Annotated in this window: 17 protein-coding genes and 1 tRNA gene; 8 read left to right on the top strand and 10 right to left on the bottom strand. The window is 42.5% G+C overall.

Annotation, left to right across the window (positions count from 1 at the left end):
• Window positions 1-4: 4 nt before the first annotated feature.
• From AB1Y31_03110 to AB1Y31_03095, 4 genes are all read right to left on the bottom strand, one after another.
• Window positions 5-799, bottom strand: coding sequence for a slipin family protein (locus AB1Y31_03110; protein MEW4982155.1), 795 nt, complete (start codon window positions 797-799; stop codon window positions 5-7).
• 2 nt (window positions 800-801) lie between these two features.
• Window positions 802-2,154 (bottom strand): nodulation protein NfeD, encoded by a 1,353-nt coding sequence (locus AB1Y31_03105; GenBank protein ID MEW4982154.1) that lies wholly within the window; start codon window positions 2,152-2,154, stop codon window positions 802-804.
• Window positions 2,155-2,374: 220 nt separating this feature from the next.
• Window positions 2,375-3,436 carry a hypothetical protein gene (locus tag AB1Y31_03100; GenBank protein ID MEW4982153.1) on the bottom strand — a complete coding sequence of 354 codons (1,062 nt, stop codon included), beginning with the start codon at window positions 3,434-3,436 and terminating at the stop codon, window positions 2,375-2,377.
• A gap of 185 nt (window positions 3,437-3,621) precedes the next feature.
• Window positions 3,622-4,491 (bottom strand): alpha/beta hydrolase, encoded by an 870-nt coding sequence (locus tag AB1Y31_03095; GenBank protein MEW4982152.1) that lies wholly within the window; start codon window positions 4,489-4,491, stop codon window positions 3,622-3,624.
• A gap of 139 nt (window positions 4,492-4,630) precedes the next feature.
• Between AB1Y31_03095 and AB1Y31_03090 the strand changes: the two genes are divergently transcribed.
• The 3 genes from AB1Y31_03090 (at window position 4,631) to AB1Y31_03080 (ending at window position 7,486) form a co-directional block, all read left to right on the top strand.
• Window positions 4,631-5,938 (top strand): aromatic ring-hydroxylating dioxygenase subunit alpha, encoded by a 1,308-nt coding sequence (locus AB1Y31_03090; GenBank protein MEW4982151.1) that lies wholly within the window; start codon window positions 4,631-4,633, stop codon window positions 5,936-5,938.
• A gap of 12 nt (window positions 5,939-5,950) precedes the next feature.
• Entirely contained in the window at window positions 5,951-6,481 is a 531-nt protein-coding gene (locus tag AB1Y31_03085; protein ID MEW4982150.1) for a 3-phenylpropionate/cinnamic acid dioxygenase subunit beta, read from the top strand.
• Between the two features lie 336 nt (window positions 6,482-6,817).
• Window positions 6,818-7,486 (top strand): OmpW family protein, encoded by a 669-nt coding sequence (locus AB1Y31_03080; protein MEW4982149.1) that lies wholly within the window; start codon window positions 6,818-6,820, stop codon window positions 7,484-7,486.
• Window positions 7,487-7,870: 384 nt separating this feature from the next.
• Here AB1Y31_03080 and AB1Y31_03075 read toward each other — a convergent pair.
• The 6 genes from AB1Y31_03075 to AB1Y31_03050 all read right to left on the bottom strand — a co-directional run bounded on the left by AB1Y31_03075 (window position 7,871) and on the right by AB1Y31_03050 (window position 17,077).
• A tRNA-Ser gene (locus AB1Y31_03075) sits at window positions 7,871-7,958 on the bottom strand.
• Window positions 7,959-8,035: 77 nt separating this feature from the next.
• A complete protein-coding gene (locus AB1Y31_03070; protein MEW4982148.1) occupies window positions 8,036-9,910 on the bottom strand; it encodes an ATP-binding cassette domain-containing protein in 1,875 nt (624 codons plus the stop codon).
• Window positions 9,911-9,912: 2 nt separating this feature from the next.
• Window positions 9,913-11,121 (bottom strand): molybdopterin-binding protein, encoded by a 1,209-nt coding sequence (locus AB1Y31_03065; GenBank protein MEW4982147.1) that lies wholly within the window; start codon window positions 11,119-11,121, stop codon window positions 9,913-9,915.
• Window positions 11,111-11,932, bottom strand: coding sequence for a DUF2797 domain-containing protein (locus tag AB1Y31_03060; protein MEW4982146.1), 822 nt, complete (start codon window positions 11,930-11,932; stop codon window positions 11,111-11,113). The genes AB1Y31_03065 and AB1Y31_03060 overlap by 11 nt, the downstream gene beginning before the upstream one ends.
• Window positions 11,933-12,005: 73 nt before the next feature.
• Window positions 12,006-12,572 carry a YqiA/YcfP family alpha/beta fold hydrolase gene (locus AB1Y31_03055; protein MEW4982145.1) on the bottom strand — a complete coding sequence of 189 codons (567 nt, stop codon included), beginning with the start codon at window positions 12,570-12,572 and terminating at the stop codon, window positions 12,006-12,008.
• Between the two features lie 80 nt (window positions 12,573-12,652).
• Window positions 12,653-17,077, bottom strand: a complete 4,425-nt coding sequence (locus AB1Y31_03050) for an EAL domain-containing protein (protein ID MEW4982144.1) — start codon at window positions 17,075-17,077, stop codon at window positions 12,653-12,655.
• Between the two features lie 209 nt (window positions 17,078-17,286).
• On the opposite strand from AB1Y31_03050, the gene pyrF reads away from it, so the two are divergent.
• The 5 genes from pyrF (at window position 17,287) to AB1Y31_03025 (ending at window position 20,978) form a co-directional block, all read left to right on the top strand.
• Window positions 17,287-18,009, top strand: coding sequence for an orotidine-5'-phosphate decarboxylase (pyrF, locus tag AB1Y31_03045; protein ID MEW4982143.1), 723 nt, complete (start codon window positions 17,287-17,289; stop codon window positions 18,007-18,009).
• A 28-nt stretch (window positions 18,010-18,037) separates the two neighbouring features.
• Window positions 18,038-18,385 (top strand): phasin family protein, encoded by a 348-nt coding sequence (locus AB1Y31_03040; protein MEW4982142.1) that lies wholly within the window; start codon window positions 18,038-18,040, stop codon window positions 18,383-18,385.
• 128 nt (window positions 18,386-18,513) lie between these two features.
• On the top strand, window positions 18,514-18,837 hold the full coding sequence (locus AB1Y31_03035; protein MEW4982141.1) for a phasin family protein: 324 nt from the start codon (window positions 18,514-18,516) through the stop codon (window positions 18,835-18,837).
• A 171-nt stretch (window positions 18,838-19,008) separates the two neighbouring features.
• On the top strand, window positions 19,009-20,073 hold the full coding sequence (gene fba, locus AB1Y31_03030; GenBank protein MEW4982140.1) for a class II fructose-bisphosphate aldolase: 1,065 nt from the start codon (window positions 19,009-19,011) through the stop codon (window positions 20,071-20,073).
• Window positions 20,074-20,132: 59 nt separating this feature from the next.
• Entirely contained in the window at window positions 20,133-20,978 is an 846-nt protein-coding gene (locus tag AB1Y31_03025; GenBank protein MEW4982139.1) for a poly(3-hydroxybutyrate) depolymerase, read from the top strand.
• Window positions 20,979-20,981: the final 3 nt, after the last annotated feature.

The raw sequence follows: 20,981 nt of genomic DNA, 5'->3' as shown, positions 1-20,981 counted from the left end.
TATTTTACTGACTGTCATCCTTTGTATCGTCTTTGCTTGTTTTCGCTAATGTACTCAGAAAATCAAACGGCATAGGGAACACAATCGTGGAGGACTTTTCACCCGCGATTTCGGTCAATGTTTGCAAGTAACGTAATTGTATCGCTTGTGGCTGCTCGGCCAACACCTTAGCAGCGGCCAGTAATTTTTCTGACGCTTGCAATTCACCGGCTGCATGAATGACTTTGGCACGCCGTGCTCGCTCTGCTTCTGCTTGTTGCGCAATGGCTCGAATCATACTTTCATCAATATCAACGTGCTTAATTTCCACATTCGCCACCTTGATTCCCCAAGCATCCGTCTGTCCATCAAGTAAGGTCTGAATATCAATATTGAGTTTCTCTCGTTCCGCTAACATTTCGTCCAGCTCGTGTTGCCCCAAGACAGAACGCAAGGTTGTTTGAGCCAATTGACTGGTCGCATTGTAGAAATTTTCCACCTGAATAATGGCCTTTTTCGGGTCAATCACTCGGAAGTAAACCACCGCATTCACTTTTACCGACACATTGTCTCTTGAGATAACGTCCTGAGTCGGCACATCCATCACAACGGTGCGAAGATCAACCCGTACCATTTGTTGTAAGAACGGAATGATGATGATAAACCCGGGGCCTTTCACTTTATAAAAGCGCCCCAGTAAAAACACCGTGCCGCGTTCGTATTCACGTAAAATTCTTATCGCACTGAAGATCAAAATAAGTGTCGTTAGCCCAAGTATGGACAGAAAAGAAAATGTTATATCTAGTCCTTGAATCGTCATCACTAACTCTCCTTTGAACCCTCAGGCTCAATATCTAAAACCAAACCATTAATTGCAAACACTCTTGCTGTTTCACCTTTTTTCATCGGTATTTTGCTGCGCGCATTCCAAACTTCACTATGCACACGAACCCGCCCTTGGCGCTCAAATGCATCTACAACCACACATACAGCGCCTAGCATTTCTTCTTGCCCAGAAACGATGGGCTGACGCCGAGCTTTAAAAACCAAGCCAAACGCCACCACAAAAAAGATGACTGATGAAGCCGTAAAACCGGCAATCAAGCCTAAATTAATGCCATACCCTGGCAATATATCAGTATCAATTAAAATGACCGAGCCTATAACAAACGCGATGACACCGCCCAAACCCAAGACGCCGAAACTCGGCTGAAAAGCTTCCGCGGTCATTAACCCTATTCCAAGCAAAATCAACACTAAGCCGGCATAGTTCATCGGCAAAACTTGAAAGGCGAACAATGCAAGCAACAGGCAGATAGACCCAACCGTGCCGGGCACAATTGCACCGGGATTGGCAAACTCAAAAATCAGACCATAAATACCAATCAGCATCAAAATGTACGCAACATTAGGATTGCTAATGACTCCCAGTAATTTATTACGCCAATTAGGTGGTAACTTTCTCACCACCAAGGTTGTCGTATTGAGCGTTTTTTCCGCGCCTAATACAGTGACTTTTAAGCCATCTAATTGCCGAAACAAATCAGACTGATCTATTGCTAATATATCGATAACATTTTGTTCCAATGCATCCTTAGCGGGCAAACTAACCCCTTCTCTTACTGCTTTTTCAGCCCATTGTTCATTGCGGCCCCTCAATTTAGCGAGTCCTCGAATATACGCCACGGCATCATTCAGCACTTTTTTCCCCATGGCGTCTTGCGGTTCACGAGCTTGTTCTTTTTCAGATGAGGGCTTGCCTTTATCAGGGCTAGTTGACGGTATCAACTGTACTGGGGTAGCAGCCCCAAGGTTGGTGGCTGGAGCCATTGCCGCTATATGGCTGGCATAAAGTATATAAGTGCCCGCACTGGCTGCACGAGAGCCACTCGGGCTAACATAGGTAATGACTGGAACCGGTGAAGCGATGATTTTTTTGATGATTTCGCGCATCGACAAACCCAAACCACCGGGCGTATCTAGCGTTAATAGAACGAATTCTGAGTTAGCTTGATGGGCCTGCGCCAATGCGTGCTCGAAATAATCAACCGTTGCAGGTCCTATAACGCCATCTATCTCGAGTATAAGCACCTGTTTAGGCGAATGAACGCCACCCCAAGCAGGCGTCACTGCCATGACGAGTCCAATAATACACAGCATAAGGTAAAGCTTCATCGTTAAATACCTTCAGCTTGTTACACCCTGAACCTTGAATATACACCCACAGATACAATTAAACAAACCCTGCTCTTTGCGGAGTTCTTTGTTAACAGGCTAGAGTAAAGCCACCTGCTTTTTTATGCCTGAAATGTACGCAGTAATTATGTGCTCAGGTGCCTAGAATCGATAAGCTACCAGTATAAAGCTTGACTGTTATCTCGCTATTGAGCGCTTATTAAAATAAATTCTTCTCGAAACTATAATTAAAACCTACGAGGAAGGCACTTCCTCCATCAGCAAAATAAGTGTCACGAAAACCACCTTTTTTTGTTGAGATGGCCGCACCCTTTTCTTCACTAAAGTACTCGGTAAACAACTTCAAATTAGGGTTAATATAGTAATCATAACCTAGGTGAAAAACATCTTCACCGAAACCATCGATCTTTGCCACAAGGCCTTTAACTTTATGATCACCCCATGCATATTCCGCATAAAAGTTAACGGCTTTAGAGCCATCGTAACCAAATACAGTTTTGTCCGTAATGTCACTTTGTTGCTCTTCGTACTTAGCCCCCACGTAAAAACCACCCATTTGGCGAGAGACTGAGGCACCAAAAATTCGCCGATTATTTTCGCCACCAATATCCTCAATTGCTAAGCCTGCCGTCACTTCAGAATTGGCATAAGAAATTGTTATTTGATCACGATCATCAAAAGAGCCATTCTCTTCACGGTCACCATTTTTATGTGCTCGAGCTAAATTAAATTTAAACCCATTAAAGTTCGGGCTTGAGTAGATAAACAGTTCATCTTGGCGCAAAGTAGAATACGTTGAGTATCCAGAATAGTAAGAACTAAAGCGATCAACTGCTGCAGAAACTGCAAAGTAATAAGGCACCCAGCCTTTACCAACAGACACTGCTCCATACCTAGACGAACTGAGCTGCAGCTTCGCGATCCTTTCATTATTGTCGATAATATCCTCTTTTTGATCCCACGCATGCTGCACCTCTAGATTTACGGTATCAAATGGCATTTCTAGCAACGCCAGAAACTGTAGGTCCTCATTTAAATCATGAGTGAACTGTAATGCCACTCTTGTATAAATATCCCGCAGAGCCGTGTAGTTTTTTGTATTACTTTTACCTGGCGACACATGCTCAAGCTGCATGCTCACCGTGCCAAACACATCCAACTGCGCACCAAAAACAGCGGTCACATTACATAACATCAACAACGCCAAAGAAAGTACGCCTTTCCGCCTAAGAGGCATACTTATCAGATCACTAATTTTCATAATTCCCCTTTAATTGTTTTTCTATCCGCGTTAACCCGCGCTATAACATTTACTATAGCGACTTAAGCCAGTAAGTTAAATTAGTGACGCTATTTTTCTCCGTCATTCGAGTGACGCTAGCTCACAGAAGCTGAACAAGGAGAGCTTCCTTCAATTTTTAGGGTAAAAAATGTGAACACCATCTATTAAGCGAGTAGGAACTCCAGATGCTGTTTATTAAATTCTTCTGGCTCTTCCCATTGAGGCCAATGCGCACTGTCTTCTAGAATGACCATTCGCGCATCTGGAATCATTTTCATTCCCTCGGCAGCCAATTCAACTGGCTGACCTGGGTTATGGCGTGTCCATAAAACCAGTGTTGGGCATTGGATATTACGCATGGATTCTGGGTTAACCCACCGCTTACACCACTCATCGTTAATAACACCGCCTAGAATACTGTTCGCAATTTTACCCATGACCGGCAACATACCAGGTTGGTCATAAATAGCGTAGCGAACATCAATAATTTCATTCGTTAGCGTTTTTTCTGGTTCCGCCATCAGCCAGCTCATTCTTGCCCGAACAATCTCTTTCGTTAATTGCCCCGCTGCTTTCTTTGAACGCTCTAAAGCGTCCGCTAACTCCGCTTTTCCTTCGCCATTAGGTGCCATTAAAATACCCGTATTTTGAACCAACTTAATGACTTTCTCAGGGTGTTTTATGGCCGTCCATGAAGCCACCATAGCGCCTAATGATTCGCCTGACAGGTAAACTTTGTCGGCACCTATGGTCGCGATAAACTTTACCAAGTGATCAACAAAATCATCCATATCATAATTGCAGTCAGGGCGATCGGTATAGCCATGGCCAATCATGTCATAGGCATAAACGTGGAAATGTTTTGCGTGTTCTTCAATATTTCTAACATACGCTTCAGCATGACCGCCCGTGCCATGTAAGAAAATTAAAGCAGGCCCACTCCCCGCTTCAATAACACGCGTTTTAATGCCATCAACATTGTAAAATTTTTGACTATATTCCACGCCCATTAAATCCACCCAAATGTTACTCATCGCGTTCCTCTTTAATTGTTTAAGTCGTATCGCTTTAAAACCTATAATTTAAGGCGAGCATATATTAGAATACACTTCTATTAGAAAAACTAATGATAGTTTGGTTAAAAAATAAACGCAACTCAATGGAGCGCAATAGATGAGTAGGATGGAAGAATTAAAAGCGATGGTTAACTTAGCAGATGGTCGAATTGACCGGCGTATTTTCTGGGAAGACTGGATTTATGAGCTTGAGCTAGAGAAACTCTTTGCCAAATCGTGGCTGTTTGTCGCACACGAAAGTCAAGTCCCTAAAACCGGTGACTTTATCACAACCTATATGGGGCAAGACAACGTCATCGTTGCTCGCCATAAAGACGGCAATGTCCATGTCTTCACCAATTCCTGCACCCACCGTGGCAACCGTATTTGCTTTGCTGATCGTGGCCATGCTAGGCAGTTTACTTGTAACTACCATGGCTGGGCTTATGGCACCAATGGCGACCTAATGGGTATGCACGAGGAAAATCATTATGAAGGTTTCATCAATAAAGCAGAGCATGGCCTACAAAATGCGCGAGTGGAAACTTATAAAGGCCTCGTGTTCGCTTGTTTTGATGATGAAGCACCGAGGTTGGAAGATTTCTTAGGTGATTTCCGTTGGTACCTTGATGTTATTCTTGATCAAACTGAAGAAGGCACTGAGTTTATCGGTGGCAGTATGAGAAACATGTATAACGCCAACTGGAAATTTGGAGCAGAAAACTTTATTGGTGATTCATTGCACGTCGGCTGGACACATGCATCTGGTGCAAGAGCAGTCAGCAAGGGTGGTGAAGTACCCGAATATATGCCGGTTGACCCCGAATCATTTCATGCTAATGCGAATGGTCACGGTTGGGAAGGAGGAACAGATGGAGTTGGAACATTGGCCCTTATTTCCAGTGGTGATCCAACATTAGTCGAGTATTTTGAAAAAGAACGTGCAAATATGGCGAAGCGTTTAGGTGAACTACGCGCACGCAAATTATACGGCTCTGTTATATCCGCAACAGTATTCCCTAACTTCTCATTTTTGCCGGGCATCAATACCATGAGAACTTGGTTGCCAAAAGGACCGCGTCAATTTGAATTACGCGCCTGGACGATGGTAAACAAAAACATGCCAGACCATATTAGAGAAATCGTTCAAAACGCCTCTGTTATGACTTTTTCTCCTAGCGGTATTTTTGAGATGGACGATGGCGAAAACTGGGAAAACTCCACCATCGCAAACGAAGGGTTTGTGACACGAAAGCAGAATTTACATTATGGTTTAAGAGTAGGTACTAGCCGCCGTGATGACCCTGAATTACCAGGCAATATTAGCAAACCAATGTATAGCGATGTTAACCAACTTGCGTTTTACCAACGTTGGATGGATTTTTTAAGCGCAGAGTCTTGGGATGATATTCCCAAAATTCGTTAGGAGGTGATGAATATGACAACAAATAACACAATGACTGACACTGAAAACATGCTGCTTTGGTACCAAGTGAATCAGTTTTATAACAAGGAAGCGCGTGCTTTGGACGAGGAAGATTATGAAACATGGTTTTCCCTGTTAGCCGACGATCTCCAGTATTGGATGCCTGCAAGAGAATCTGTCTTCCGCAAAGATGAACAGCCAGACACCACTCGCAACATGAATCATTACAATGAATCTTTACCTAGCCTACAGCTACGTGTAGCACGGCTACACAGTGGGGCTGCTTGGGCAGAAGATCCACGGACTCGTTATAGGCACATTGTATCTAACGTAGAAGTGGAGTTAGGCGATGTCGAGGGAGAAATAAAAGTTCGCTCGAACACCTTAGTTTACAGAAATAGATTAGAACGCGAAGAATATTGGTTATTAGCCAAACGTGAAGACGTATTACGTAAAACCGATAACTCATTCAAAGTTGCCACACGTAAAATAACTCCCGACTTCAGCAGTCTATTGAGTAAAAATTTAAACGTTTTCCTATAAAAATAACTATGTAGACCCTCATATTTTACAGGTGGTTTGTTAATCCAGACCCTTCGATCGTTAATAACCACCTGTAAATAACTCGACTTTACGCTATACAGTAACTTGCCAGACTAACTCTCAAACGATTCTTAAGTTCCCAATACCAGCTCAATAAAGTACCTCTAAATCATAAAAACCTGCCCGAACGCAGTTCTTCTCCCAAATATTTTATTTACCGCAACTAATATTTAAATCACTGATTTAGATCATTGTAGAAAAATTTCCCTTTACTAAGATATGCGCCGTAGGCCGTCTTGGCCTTTACGATTTTGTCTTAAAAATGGAGAGGGAAGTATGAAAGTAATAAAAAGCACTGCGGCCATATTGGCAGCCCTAGGTTTAACCATTGTTGCAACACCTGCAATATCTTACGAAGCAGGCGATATTTTAGTTCGTGGTCGTATTATTAGTGTTAACCCTAATGATGATAGTGGGCGAATTAAAATTGATAACGCAGCCGTAGCAGGCACTGGCGTATCTGTTAATTCTGATGTTATGCCAGAAATTGATTTCACCTATATGGTTGACCGTAACTGGGGCTTAGAGCTGATTCTTGCATACACCGAGCACGATATTAATTCTTCGGGCTTAGGGTTAGGCAATATTGCTGAAGTAAAGGTATTACCACCTACATTAACGCTGCAGTACCACTTCGCACCAGATTCAGATATCCGCCCTTACTTGGGCGCTGGTTTAAATTACACCCACTTCTTTAGCGAAGACGTGAAAGGCCCCTTAAATCCTGGTGGCGCTGATATTGACCTGGATGACTCATGGGGCTTAGCTCTTCAAGCAGGTGTTGATATTGCCGTAAATGAAGATTGGTTTGTTAACTTAGATGTAAAGTACATCGATATCGACACCGATGCGCATATTACTGATAACGTCACAGGCTTTGATGTTGACGTGAATGTGGATATCGACCCTATTGTTTGGGGTATTGGTATTGGCCGCCGTTTCTAAGTCAGACTATTAGTAACACGCCTATAAAAGCCCAGCTACCTTAAAAGTAGTTGGGCTTTTTAATAAGCCTTTATTAAACATCACCCATCATGTAACCCAACACCGCAACCCCCACGTTTTCTTCATGGAATAAATAACCGCTAATGATGAGCGTTTTAATGAATTTCTAACTACCGAGGGTCCAGATCCAAGGCGGGTGGATACTAGACGTGGGGCATTTTATGATGGTCGAAAATCAGGCAACGTTAATCAGTCGACTCTGAAGTTCACGGAGTAAAAAAGAATAACAGGCATTAAAAACTGAGCATGTAAGCAAAGTACCTGTGAAGCGTTATCTGAACGCTCACCAGATGTGAGCTATAAATATCAATTTAAAATGAAAAGTGGTGGAGAGAGAGGGATTCGAACCCTCGGTACCTTTCGGTACACACGCTTTCCAAGCGTGCTCATTCGGCCACTCTGACATCTCTCCGACATATCTTGATAAAGGCATTTAATCTGCACTTTAGGGCGATGAATTATATCAGCTAATTCACCCGTTTTATTGATTTATTCTGTTAACGACTCTAACTCATCCCAACGCTGATATTTCTTCTGTAGTTGCTCATCAATCGTCTTTAATTCATTCATTTTACTTTTTACTGCGTCGCGATCACCCGCATGAAATTCTGCTGTACTGGTTAATTCCTGTAGGCTAGCTAAAGCTGCTTCGAGCTCTTCAATTTCGTGAGGCAAGTCTTCTAGTTCTTTTTTAACCTTGAAACTTAGCTTTGGTTTTTTACCTTGCTTCTGAACGGACTTGTCTTCATTGATTGACTTGGCTGCTCGTTCCGCTTGGCTATTGTCTTTAATAATTTGAGCCCAATTAGGTAGCTCACCGACATAATCGGTGATAACACCGTCACCTTCAAAAAACCAAAAGTTGGTTACCACATTCTCTAAAAATTTACGGTCATGGCTTACTAAAATTAATGTGCCATCGTAATCAACTAATAACTCTTCTAATAGCTCTAAGGTTTCAACATCTAAATCATTCGTCGGTTCATCCATTACGATGAAATTTGCTGGTTGACTAAATAATTTCGCTAACAAGATTCGGTTCCGCTCACCGCCCGATAAAACTTTAGCCGGTGATCTGGCACGTTCTGGTGCAAACAAAAAATCACCTAAATAGCTAATAATATGCCTATCACGTCCGTTAATGGTGATGCTATCTCGGCCATCAGACACTAAGTCGATTACCGTTTTTTCAAGGTCCAACACATCACGATGTTGGTCAAAATAAGCCACTTTTAATTTTGTGCCATGTTTAACAGAACCCGAGTCCAGCACGTTTTCATTTAGCAGAGCTTTGATCATGGTACTTTTGCCAATGCCATTGGGACCAACTAGGCCAATACGATCACCACGCATTAATCGGCATGAAAAGTCGTGAACCATTTTGCGCCCGCCATAAGCTATTGAAATATTTTCTGCCTCAATAACCAACTTGCCTGATTTTTCTCCTGCATCCACTTCAATCTTGGCTGAACCGGCTAGGTTTCTGCGCTGTGCATGTTCACGTCGTAACTGTTGTAAGGCTCTGACGCGCCCTTCATTACGCGTTCTTCTCGCTTTAATGCCTTGTCTAATCCACACTTCTTCGCGCGCCAGCTTTTTATCAAACTCTGCATTTGTTTTTGCTTCAGACTCTAGCGCCGCTGCTTTGCGTTCGAGGTATTGTTCATAACTACATGACCAGCTGGTTAATTGACCACGGTCTATTTCTATAATACGTTTCGCTATATTTTGCAAAAAGACGCGATCATGAGTAATGCACACCACGGCACCACGAAACGTTGCGAGCTGTTTTTCCAACCAAACAATCGTTTCCATATCTAGGTGATTTGTCGGCTCATCTAGTAATAGAACATCTGGCTCAACAACTAATGCACGCGCCAAGCCAACTCGCCGCTTCCAACCGCCCGACATTTCACTTATTTTCTTATCGGCCGGCAAATTCAATCGGCTTAACACCGAGTCCACTCGCTGCTGCAATGACCAGCCGTCTAACGCCTCGAATTGATGCTGTAATTTCCCAAGCGCATCTAAGTCCACGTTTGGATCAAGCAACATATCGTGGTAACGGGCGATTAAATGCCCGACCTCACCCAAACTATCCGCTACTGCCTCATATACCGTGGACGCATCAGGCAGTGTTGGTGATTGCTCAAGCGTTGCCACGACCACACCCGCCTGTCTCCATACTTGGCCTGAATCGGGTAATACTTCTGTTGAAAGCACTTTTAGTAAGGTCGATTTTCCTTCGCCATTACGGCCAATGAGCCCGACCCGCTCTTGTTCATCTATTTGCAGGTTAGCCTTATCAAGCACTGGCTTTAAGCCAAACGCTACACTGACGTTATCTAGTTTAAGTAATGGCATTATTATGACTCTTGGATAAATTTTCTAAGTAAATTAAAGGCGAGCGCGGAGGCCACCGTTTGTTGTCGTAAGGGTCGACCCCAAACGTCTTTGCTACTCGAGATACAACGCTGGTCATTGACCACAGCGGTAAAAACAGCCACCGTATTCTCATTCACTTTTTTATGTAATTGTACGAGGCTTAAATTTGCCATCGAATCCTGATGTGCTTTTTTCGCAATATCTACGGCAACAGTTTCATTGGTTTCCTGTTGCTCACAGCCAAACGTTGACATGAGGTCAAACACCTTAGGGTAAACCGTCGATTGCAATAACCAGTCGGTCTGGCATTGGCGCGATATATCACCCTGTGACAAGGTTTCAATTAAACCCAATGACAGGTGGTTTTCAGCCATCAACTGGTCAACACAATCGGGTAAATTTCTGACTGACTTATCCAAGCCATCTACGGCAAAAACAGTCCCGCGCAGCGCGCTGTTCACCTCATCAATGTAATATTGAATCTGTTTCACCGTATAACTTCTTGGAAACAGCAACTTCAGTTCATTCTCTGGCATACCCGCTCTAAAACTCACGCGGATATCACTCGCAATATTCAAGCTATTCACCGCTTGTTGAATATCCGACTCACCCATTCCCATACTTCTAAAAGTGATTAACCTTGGTTGCTCAATTTTAAACTGATGCTGTAAATCAGCGAGCACAAAAGTGTTCATCATTTGCTTCATTTCATAAGGCACACCGGGCATAAAATAAAATTGGCAACGCTGCCCTTTTGCGGTGAAACCAGGTGCCGTGCCCCAGCGGTTATCAATACGTCGTGAGTTTTTGGGTAATAATGCTTGTTTAATATTAACGTCGGCCATTTCCACTTTCAATGTAGCGAAAAAATCTCGCATCATAGCTAATGCTTCATTGTCTAGTTCAAGCTCTACTTGAAACGCTTTGGCAAACGCTTCTGTGGTTAAATCATCTTGCGTCGGTCCCAAGCCACCGGTGCACAAACAAACGTCTGCCATCGCATCTATTTCTTTTAACACTTGAACCAAATCATCCAAATCATCCGCCACTGTGACGTGACGAACAATATCAAAGCCCAACGTCCGACAATGATCGGCTAATAAAGCTGCATTGGTATCCACTAAGGCGCCGGTTATTACCTCATCCCCTTGGGAAAAAATAATAACTTTCGGTCGATTATTACTCTGCATTAAACTGAACCCTATAACTGGTGAATTTCCGAATATTTAGCACCCCATTATCTAATATAAGATACTGTCCCTTTATGCCCATTAAGGTGCCTTCTATTTCAGGGGTTTTATCGAAATTAAATGACGTTACTTTCTCTGGATAAGCAAGAACGGGGTATTGAATATCGACTTGCTCAGCATTCGTTAATAGCTCAATATCACCTTCTTTATTTGCCGATTGAATAACGCTTAATTCATTCTGCGCTGCCTTAATTAAGCTGTCTCGCTCCTGTGCTAAGTCTTTCGGTTCTGCCTGCCCTTTCAACATTTTTCGCCAATCTGTTTTATCGGAAACGTGCTTCTTTAACGCCATTTCTACTTGCCCAGATTGCAAACGGGTTTTCACTTTAAATATTGGCAATGCTTGGGTTGCTCCTTGGTCAATCCAGCGCGTAGGAACTTGCGTGTGCCGTGTGATACCCACTTTTAATCCAGACGAATTAGCTAAATAAACATAGTGATCTTGAAAGCAGTGTTGTTCGCCCCATTGCGGTTCGCGGCAAGTACCTAAATGATAATGGCACGTTTCCGGCTTCATAATACATAAATCGCATTGAGCCAACTTTCTCATACAGACGTAGCAGAAACCTTGGCTGTAACTTTTTTTAGTACGCTTGCCACAGTTTGAACAATGAATTTCGCCTAAATACGTCAGCTTTATTGTTTTACCTAAATAAGCATTCAATGCTACAAATTCATCATCAATTGGCAACGCATATTCAACTGGCGCAACCAAGGTTGTGCGCATTTTCTTTAGGTGGCCCTCTTTCATTTTAATGTCCTGTGTAAGTTAAACCATGTCCATTGACATGGAAGTAATAAGTGTTTTGTTCGAAATAGGCTTTTTATGGCGCTAAAAAGTCGATTGTTTTGTCTAGGTAATTCTCGTAATCCGCAAACCCATGATCACCACCGTTAACCACGACTTGCTCGCTTCCTTGATAATAATCAACACCTTTTTGGAAGTCTAAGACCTCATCACCTGTTTGGGTCAGTAATAATAAATTGTCGGCCTGTTTAAGGCTCGGCAAGTACATCTTTTCAAGCTGTTTCAAATGTTCAGCAGTGAAGTTAAAAATCTCTCCCGAATGGTAGTTCTTATTCTCGCCTAATACCTTTTCTAACAACAAATGCGCTTCAACCGCTGGATTAATTAGCACAGCCTTTTTATCGTACTTCTGACTCAAATAAGTTGCATAGAACCCACCTAACGAACTTCCAACAACACCCCAAGGCTCATCGCCTAAAGACACTATATGAGATTCAATGATAGACATTGCTTGCGCCGGAGAAAATGGCAAGTCGATTAGGAACAGCGTATTTTGCTTGCGCTGATCGATATAATTTTTAACTAACTGCGCTTTAAACGATGCCGCTGAACTGCAAAAACCATGTAGATAAATAACGTGCACTGAACACTCGGTAATAAAATAAAGCGATAGGATAACCGACCCGTTACTAACCTGTCATTATTACAGCTCAGTTTGACGTATTAATTTAGACTGTTTGCCTGCTTAGACAACTCGCCATATTCTGCAATAAACGCATCTTCTGACAAGGGTTTATTAATCAAATAGCCTTGAATAAGGTCGCATTTATGCTCTGCTAGAAAATCATATTGTTCTTGTGTCTCAACGCCCTCTGCGACCACTTTCATCCCTAAATTATGAGCCAAAACAATCATCCCATCAACAACGGCCATGTCTGCTTCATTTTCTGGTATATCTTTAATAAACTCCATATCCAGCTTTAAGGTGCTTGCCGGCAGCTGCTTAATATAACTAAATGACGAGTACCCTGTACCAAAATCATCAATTGAAATACTCACGCCCATTTGTTCAATTTCATTTAATTTTTTAAGCATGACATCAATATCATCCAACACCATTGTTTCAGTCACTTCCAACTCTAAATATTTAGGATCTAAGTCATACTTATCCAAACAGGTGCCGACCAGAGTCACAAAATTTTCTTCCACCATTTGTACGGCAGATACATTGACCGCCACCGTGCCATAGTAGTCATGTTCAGTTTGCCATTTTTTAGCTGTTGCACAGGCCGTATCCAACACCCACAGGCCAATTTCCTTAATCAAACCCATTTCTTCAGCAACCGGTATAAATTCCGCCGGTGACACCATTCCCCTCAACCTATGTTGCCAACGAACTAGGGCTTCTGAGCCAACCACCTCGCCCGTAGACGTGTCTTGCTTGGGTTGAAAATATAATGACAACTCATTATCCGCTAGAACTTTTCTCAGCTCCGTTTCAACCCGCAAACGCTGTTCTAGTACGTCACTCATTTCTTGCGTATAGGTACGGTATGTATTCCTGCCCGCCGCTTTCGCCCTATACATGGCTGTATCGGCATTTTTCAACAACGCATCTTTCGACAAACCATCATCAGGATACATAGCAATACCAATACTCACACCGGCAAATACCTCATTACCTGCAATATTGAACGGCTCTTTTAACGCTGTAAGCATCGCCCTAGCCACCTGATCTGGCGTTGCATCATCTGCCATGTCACTCAAGACAACAACAAATTCATCACCCCCAATCCGGGCCAGCATATCGCCAGATCGAATGCAGTTAATCAACCTGCCAGACAAGGCTTTAAGGAGAACATCTCCAGCCTCATGACCCAAACTGTCGTTAACGTCTTTGAAGCGGTCAAGGTCGATAAAAAAGATAGCTGTTCTTGTCCCGTTTCTTTTAGCGTGCTCCAATTCTTGTTGAAACTGCTCGACAAAGGCGGTTCTATTCGGCAAGCCCGTTAGCGCGTCTTTGTACGCCAACTTATGCACGTGCTGATCTGCAGATTGTTTAGCCAGTAACTGCCTAACCCGCTGCCTTAAAACAGACAAGTTAATCGGCTTAGGCACAAAATCAGCCGCCCCACTTTCAAAGGCTAAATCCACGGATTTCTCACTTTCTAACGCCGTCGTTATAAGAACTGGCACACTCTCGCCACCCGGCATTCCTTTAATTTCCTTACATGCCTCAAAGCCATTTTTAACCGGCATCATGGCATCCATAATAATAACGTTTGGTCTTAGTATCTCAAACAACCTAACCGCATCGCGACCATTAGAACCCAACTCAACTTGATAGCCCTCACGCTCAAGAACACTCGCTACCGTCATTCGCGTACTTTGATCATCATCAACAATCAACACAACTTCTTTATTGCGTTTCATTTGGCCTTCTGACGATATTTTCAATGTTGCCAATTTACTATTCAAGCTAGCCTCAACCAGTGAAAACTCAGACTCTAAGCGTTCTACTAACAGCGCTATTGCGCTTTCATCAATTGTTTTCTGAGACCAAAACTCTTCTATTTCTACACAAACCTCTACTAGGCCTTCAGCGCCTAAATTACGAGAACTGCCTTTAATTTTATGCGCCAAATCTAAGCATTTTGTCGTATTGCCTGCTTCCATTGCTGCAATTAAGGTCACAATATAAATTGGCGAGTCTAATAAATATGATTGAACAATTTGTTGAATGCCACTACCTGTGTTCGCTACCAATTCGTTAAACACAGAGTCTACAATCACTGACCCATCTGACTCTTCAAGTTCTATATCGGATAACTGGCCATCCGTTAAAGGTAGGCCAAATACTTTTTCAAGCTTTTCCAATAGCTGCAACAACTTAAATGGCTTCAACAAATAGTCATCCATACCACTATTAATGCAGCTATCTAAGTCAGCTTGCTTATCCTTTGCCGTCAGCGCAATAATCGCAGGCTGTTTCAGGCCTGCATCTAGTGCACGAATCGCCCGCGTAGCCTCATAACCATCCATAACAGGCATATTACAATCCATCAGGATGAGGTCATAGTTATTCGCTTTAAACGCATTCAACGCTTCTTGGCCATTTTCAGCAACATCAGAAAAGACTTCCAGCTCATCAAGCATTGCCGTTGCTACGAGTCGATTCGTTGCATTATCGTCAACAACCAAGACCTTTAAACCTCGTAAAATGTCGTTTGTCTTAATTTTTCTCTCTATTTTTTCGTGCGCGCGCTCTTTATTACCAGCAAAAACATCCAGCAATGTCATCCTTAGTTTTTCATAACGAACAGGGCGATCAATTGAGCTTGAAATCAGCGTGCCTGAGTCATCAATGGCGCTGACCTTACTACCAAACCTAACCATTGGAATCAATTTAATATCGGCAAAAGGCTCATTCTTCTTAAAGTTAGCTAAAAAGCTGGTCATATCCCCCGAACTGTAATCAACGTTAAATAAACAAACATCTGGAACACCCATTGAGTGTAATTCGAGGTTTAGATTAAGTACCGCTTCATCTAGGCTTTCGACTGTTTGACAAGAAACCCCCCATGCCTTAAACATCCCTTGAAGATAGCTTCTTGTTTCTTCGAATGGCTCAACCAATAAAACCCTTTTTCCTGCCAATAATTCAACTTCATCCGGCTGCTCTCCAAAGGCAATACGATGAGTTTTCATCGGTAACAAGACTTTAAAGCACGAAGCTTCGTTGAGTGTACTCGTCACAGAAACAGAGCCCCCCATTAACTTTGTCATTTGACTAACAATCGTTAACCCTAAGCCTGTCCCGCCATATTCGTTAGATGTTTCGGCGTTCACCTGGCCAAAGGGCCTAAAAATATCTTCTAAGGCCTCTTCTGGAATACCAATACCTGTATCACTTACAGTCATCTCTATCAGTGAGCGACCATTGGTATGCGAAACCACTCGTGCGGCTAATGCAATATGACCAAACTTTGTAAACTTAATCGCATTATTCAATAAGTTACTCATCACTTGGCGAATACGAGTCGAATCGCCCCGAACAAACAGCACATCCTTGGTGGGCAAATTTAAACAAAGTTCTATGTCTTTTACTTGCGTTTTCTCTGCATACAGCAATGCAACCTGCTCTAACAGCAATCGCAAATCTAAATCTTTAAGCTCTAATTCAAAATGACCAGACTCTATTTTACTAAAATCCAGCACATCATTAATCATTTGAAGAAGTGAATCTCCAGACTTACTCGCCACTTCAAGGTACTCATGCTGATGTCGTGGCAAGCCCATTTCCTTCAACAAATTAATCATGCCCAAGATACCATTAAGTGGTGTTCTAATCTCATGACTAACATTGGCAGCAAAGTCCGATTTAATCTTAGCCATTCGTACCGCTTGATCTCTCGACTTTTCAAGATCAACACTTCTTTTCTCAATCACTCCCATCATTTGGTTGAATGATTCAGACATCTGACTAAGTTCGGCAGAGGCATCGTGATGCGCCCTGATTCCAGTTTCACCAGATGCCGCTTGAATCATAATCGATGAAAAATCTTCTAAAGGCTTGGTTAGGCGCTTAATCAACAAACCAAGAATAAGCAACAAAATCAATGCTATAAAAACAATGATTGCGGCATTGCTAAAGAATATTGCCTCGGCATACGCACCTACTGACGGACTATTGAGTATAACCATCAAATAATTAACTGAATTATCTCTAGCCTTATTTATCTGTGCCGTAAAATAAAACGCACGTTCTGTTTCTCGCTCAAATTTAGCATTCCTAGAATTAACGTCTTGCCAACCATTAATTAATTCGTAATCTTTACCCTTTTTTATAGCAAATATTTCTCTGAATTCCTCATCGAATAAGACAATTTTCTGTACTCCTTGGAACCCCTTGTACGACTGGAACGAATAACTAAACAGCTCCTCGGTACTTCCTGAGAAAGGGATAAACATTTGGTTTGCTAATGCATTCGTAACCGCTTTACCGTGATCAATGTAAGCGGTTCGCTCTCGTTCATATGTCACATAGGAAATAAATGCCGATGATGCGATCGACAAAAAAATCACGCCCAGCAAAAACGCTACATTGAGCTGCTGGGCTAATCCCTTTTTTTCTTTCTTTTCATCCATTATTTAGTCGTTACTTTTAGTTGGCTTTACCCAATTACCTAACAGTGATGGAAGTTAGTATGTTTTCATATTGATTCGCCTATTAGCCTACATCATAGTCTAAAACTCAGATATTACCTTTAATGCCACTCACTTAAAATTTCCATCGGCACACGCTCCCTACCTCGCTATAATGCTCATTATTAATTAAATTTATGGAGTGACACATCATGTCATGGATTTCCAACAAACCAATTCCTGTTAATGAACGTCTCATCGTTGCTTTAGACGTACCCGATTTTTCTACTGCTAAAGAACTGGTTACCACTCTTGGCGACAGTGTGTCCTTCTATAAAGTAGGGCTCGAGTTGTTTATGTCGGGTAATTATTTTGAGCTGATTGATTGGCTGAACGAACAAAATAAACGTATTTTCGTCGACCTCAAGTTCTTCGACGTACCCGCCACCGTCGGTCGTGCAGTTAAGCAGCTCAGCGATAAAAAGGTAGACTTCGTCACCATTCATGGAAATAACGCCATTATGCAAGCCGCCGCAGAGCAAAAAGGTGAGCTAAAAGTTCTCGCTGTAACTGTGTTAACGAGTCTAGATCGCGGCGACCTGGATGATTTAGGCTTTGATTGTGATGTAGAAAAACTGGTTACTTCACGGGCAAAACGTGCCATTGAACTTGGCTGTGATGGTGTTATTTCATCCGGCCTAGAAGCTCCCGGGCTTCGAGACTCGCTAGGGCAAAATTTCTTGGTCGTTTCGCCGGGTATTCGCCCTGTAGACAATCGCCCCGAAGACGATCAAAAACGTGTAGTCAGCGTTGAACAAGCGTTCTACAATGGAGCTGACCATATTGTTGTGGGCCGCCCAATTCGTGACGCCCAAGATCCACGACAAGCGGCCATGGATATACAAAAAAGCATTCGCAAGGTGTTTAACGGTTAGCACTCAATCATACATAATGGAGATAACGATGGTTAAAAACATAAACGGTTTCACCCAACCTATTTCAAAACTTGTTGAGTTAAACACTCAACACTTTGACACACTGATGACGACTCAGAAGAAAGCGGCCGAAGATTATAGAACCCTCGTCCAACAGCGTATGCAATCGGCCTCCGATATTAAGGATCCTGTCGCATTGGCTAGTTTCGTCACCGATCAAATGGCATTAGCTCAAAGTAGCTACGAAAAAATGGTTGCTAATAGCCGCTCTATGTTTGAAGCAATGACTGGCTATAACGCTGAGGTTATTCAATTATTTCAAGAAAGCACAAGTCAGCTGAAGAAAGAAATCGAAAAAGAAACGTCGAAGAAGTAATATTTTTCTTTACGCTAAATTTGATTAACATCATTTTATGGAACCGGGAATTCAAGTAAAATGTTGCACTGCAATATAAAAACGTTTATACTGCATTCAACTTAAACAAACCCTAATGGAAAAACAACATGAATGACTTTAATGCATTTGCTGCACCAATCACTAAATTAATCGAATTAAACAAAGCTCAGTTTGAAAAAATGGCTGCTGCTCAACAAGAAGCGGCTAAAAACTATGCTGCATTAGCTGAAGCTCGCATTAAAGCGGCTACTAACATCAAAGACGCTGACGCGCTTAACGTGTTCGCTAAAGAACAAGTTGAACTTGCTCAGTCTGGTCTTGAAAAAGTTGTTGCTGATAGCAAAGCTTTATTCGAAGACACTAAAGCCTATAACGAGCAAGTATTAAACATCGTTAAAGAAAGTACGGCTGCTTTAACACCAAAAAAATAAGCTTCTTTAATTAAGCTAATTTAAAAAGCCACTACTGAAAGGTAGTGGCTTTTTTATGCCTGAAAGCTTATTTAAAATAGAAACCCTCTCTTAGAAAAGTTAAACTAAGCAAATAAACGAATTGCATTGATTCGTCATCAAACAACTTACCTAGAAATAAGGGGATTTCAAATGGCTTTAATTTCTCTACGCCAATTACTCGACCACGCTGCAGAAAACAACTACGGCGTACCTGCTTTTAATGCCAATAACATGGAACAAGTTCACGCTGTTATGCAAGCGGCAGACGCAACCAATAGCCCAGTTATTATTCAGGGCTCTGCTGGCGCTAGAAAATATGCTGGATCATCATTCTTAAGGCATTTAATCCAAGCGGCCGTTGAGCAATACCCACACATCCCCGTTGTATTCCACCAAGACCACGGCACAAGCCCTGCTATTTGCCAACGTTCTATTCAATTAGGCTTTACCTCAGTGATGATGGATGGCTCTTTAGAAGCTGACGGTAAAACGCCTAGCAGTTATGAATATAACGTAGAGGTAACGAAAAAAACTGTCGAAATGTCGCACGCTTGCGGTGTTTCAGTTGAAGGCGAGCTTGGTTGCTTAGGCTCACTAGAAACTGGAGAAGCCGGTGAAGAAGATGGTGTTGGTGCATCCGGTATATTAACCCACGAGCAAATGCTAACGGACCCTGAAGAAGCGGCTGACTTTGTTAAAAAAACAGGTGTCGATGCCTTGGCCATCGCGATTGGTACAAGTCATGGCGCCTATAAATTCACTAAGCCTCCAACGGGCGATACGCTTGCTATTCAACGTATCAAAGAAATCCATGAGCGCATACCTAATACCCACCTTGTTATGCATGGTTCCTCATCTGTTCCTCAGGATTGGTTAAAAACCATTAATGAGTTCGGTGGCGACCTTGGTCAAACCTATGGCGTACCAGTAGAAGAAATTCAACAAGGCATTAAATATGGTGTACGTAAAGTCAATATCGATACAGACTTACGTTTAGCCTCCACTGGTTCTATTCGCCGCCATTTAACAAAAAACCCTAAGAACTTTGACCCTAGAAAATTCTTAGCTGTCTCTACCGATGCAATGCAAAGTATTTGTGAAGCTCGAATGAACGCTTTTGGAACATCTGGCCAAGCTGGAAAGATTAAGCCTATCGATCTAGAGACGATGGTGCTGCATTACGATTCTGGGAAACTTGATCAAGTTATCAAGTAAATTGACATTTTTGGGCTCACTGCGTTTCAATTAAATAAATCCTAACTAGGTTATCAAAAATGCGTTCATTTTTTATTACCTCAACATTGATTTTATTAGTCGCGTTAATCGTCTTCTTTCAATTTCGCGCCCCATCGATTGACCCCGCTTTACTAAAGCCAGCGAGTTACGCCTACCCAACATCGGTAAAGGCTAGCTGTTCGAACAAGGCAGACAGTGGCCTTGCAGGCATCAGCGAAAACAACAAAACAGTGTCCGGAGCCAAGTACAACCTCCGGACACCCTCTAACTACAATCCAACCGTCGCCCACCCTCTTATTGTCGTATTTGCTCCAGCGGGCACCAGCACTAAAAAGTCTGAGCACCACGTTCACCTTACAAAAGAAGCAACTGAGGCAGGTTATATCATTGCTTATGCAAGTAATATCCGTCTTTCACTTGAAGCCATTGATAAGTTATCGTCTATTCCTCAAGACATACAACAAAAATGGTGTATAGACTCGACACGCATTTACTACACAGGGCATTCAGATGGTGGAACAATCACCAATGCGCTTACTTTCTTACCCTCATCGGAACACAAACCCACGGCCATTGCCCCAAGTGCAGCTGGCATGGATGCTGAGAGTCTCAAACAGTACAAATGCCCCGCACCGCTGCCGGTCATGGTTTTCCACAACCCCGATGATTCTCACTTCAGCGGCTTTGGTAAGCAAGCAGCCGATTGGTGGGCAAATTGCAACCAATGCAACAGTGGACTCAATGAGACAGACACGAATGGTTGTCGTTCCTACAAAAATTGCCCCACATCGTCTAAAACCTTTTACTGCGAAGGCCCTGGCTCCCATGCAACCTGGCCCAACAAAAATAACGTACTTATCAATTTCTTCAATAATGCCTATTGATTA

The organism is Cycloclasticus sp. (assembly GCA_040743155.1).
Taxonomy (GTDB): Bacteria; Pseudomonadota; Gammaproteobacteria; order Methylococcales; family Cycloclasticaceae; genus Cycloclasticus.
The sequence above is the reverse complement of the archived record's forward strand: the minus strand, read 5'-3'. Positions and strand labels throughout refer to the sequence as shown.

Coding starts and splice junctions, on each gene's coding strand:
- fba (MEW4982140.1), top strand. CDS start 19,009: ATGGCTTTAATTTCTCTACGCCAATTACTCGACCACGCTGCAGAAAAC.
- AB1Y31_03090 (MEW4982151.1), top strand. CDS start 4,631: ATGAGTAGGATGGAAGAATTAAAAGCGATGGTTAACTTAGCAGATGGT.
- AB1Y31_03035 (MEW4982141.1), top strand. CDS start 18,514: ATGAATGACTTTAATGCATTTGCTGCACCAATCACTAAATTAATCGAA.
- AB1Y31_03110 (MEW4982155.1), bottom strand. CDS start 799: ATGACGATTCAAGGACTAGATATAACATTTTCTTTTCTGTCCATACTT.
- AB1Y31_03070 (MEW4982148.1), bottom strand. CDS start 9,910: ATGCCATTACTTAAACTAGATAACGTCAGTGTAGCGTTTGGCTTAAAG.
- AB1Y31_03060 (MEW4982146.1), bottom strand. CDS start 11,932: ATGAAAGAGGGCCACCTAAAGAAAATGCGCACAACCTTGGTTGCGCCA.
- AB1Y31_03085 (MEW4982150.1), top strand. CDS start 5,951: ATGACAACAAATAACACAATGACTGACACTGAAAACATGCTGCTTTGG.
- AB1Y31_03050 (MEW4982144.1), bottom strand. CDS start 17,077: ATGGATGAAAAGAAAGAAAAAAAGGGATTAGCCCAGCAGCTCAATGTA.
- AB1Y31_03040 (MEW4982142.1), top strand. CDS start 18,038: ATGGTTAAAAACATAAACGGTTTCACCCAACCTATTTCAAAACTTGTT.
- AB1Y31_03065 (MEW4982147.1), bottom strand. CDS start 11,121: ATGCAGAGTAATAATCGACCGAAAGTTATTATTTTTTCCCAAGGGGAT.
- AB1Y31_03100 (MEW4982153.1), bottom strand. CDS start 3,436: ATGAAAATTAGTGATCTGATAAGTATGCCTCTTAGGCGGAAAGGCGTA.
- AB1Y31_03080 (MEW4982149.1), top strand. CDS start 6,818: ATGAAAGTAATAAAAAGCACTGCGGCCATATTGGCAGCCCTAGGTTTA.
- AB1Y31_03025 (MEW4982139.1), top strand. CDS start 20,133: ATGCGTTCATTTTTTATTACCTCAACATTGATTTTATTAGTCGCGTTA.
- AB1Y31_03095 (MEW4982152.1), bottom strand. CDS start 4,491: ATGAGTAACATTTGGGTGGATTTAATGGGCGTGGAATATAGTCAAAAA.
- pyrF (MEW4982143.1), top strand. CDS start 17,287: ATGTCATGGATTTCCAACAAACCAATTCCTGTTAATGAACGTCTCATC.
- AB1Y31_03105 (MEW4982154.1), bottom strand. CDS start 2,154: ATGAAGCTTTACCTTATGCTGTGTATTATTGGACTCGTCATGGCAGTG.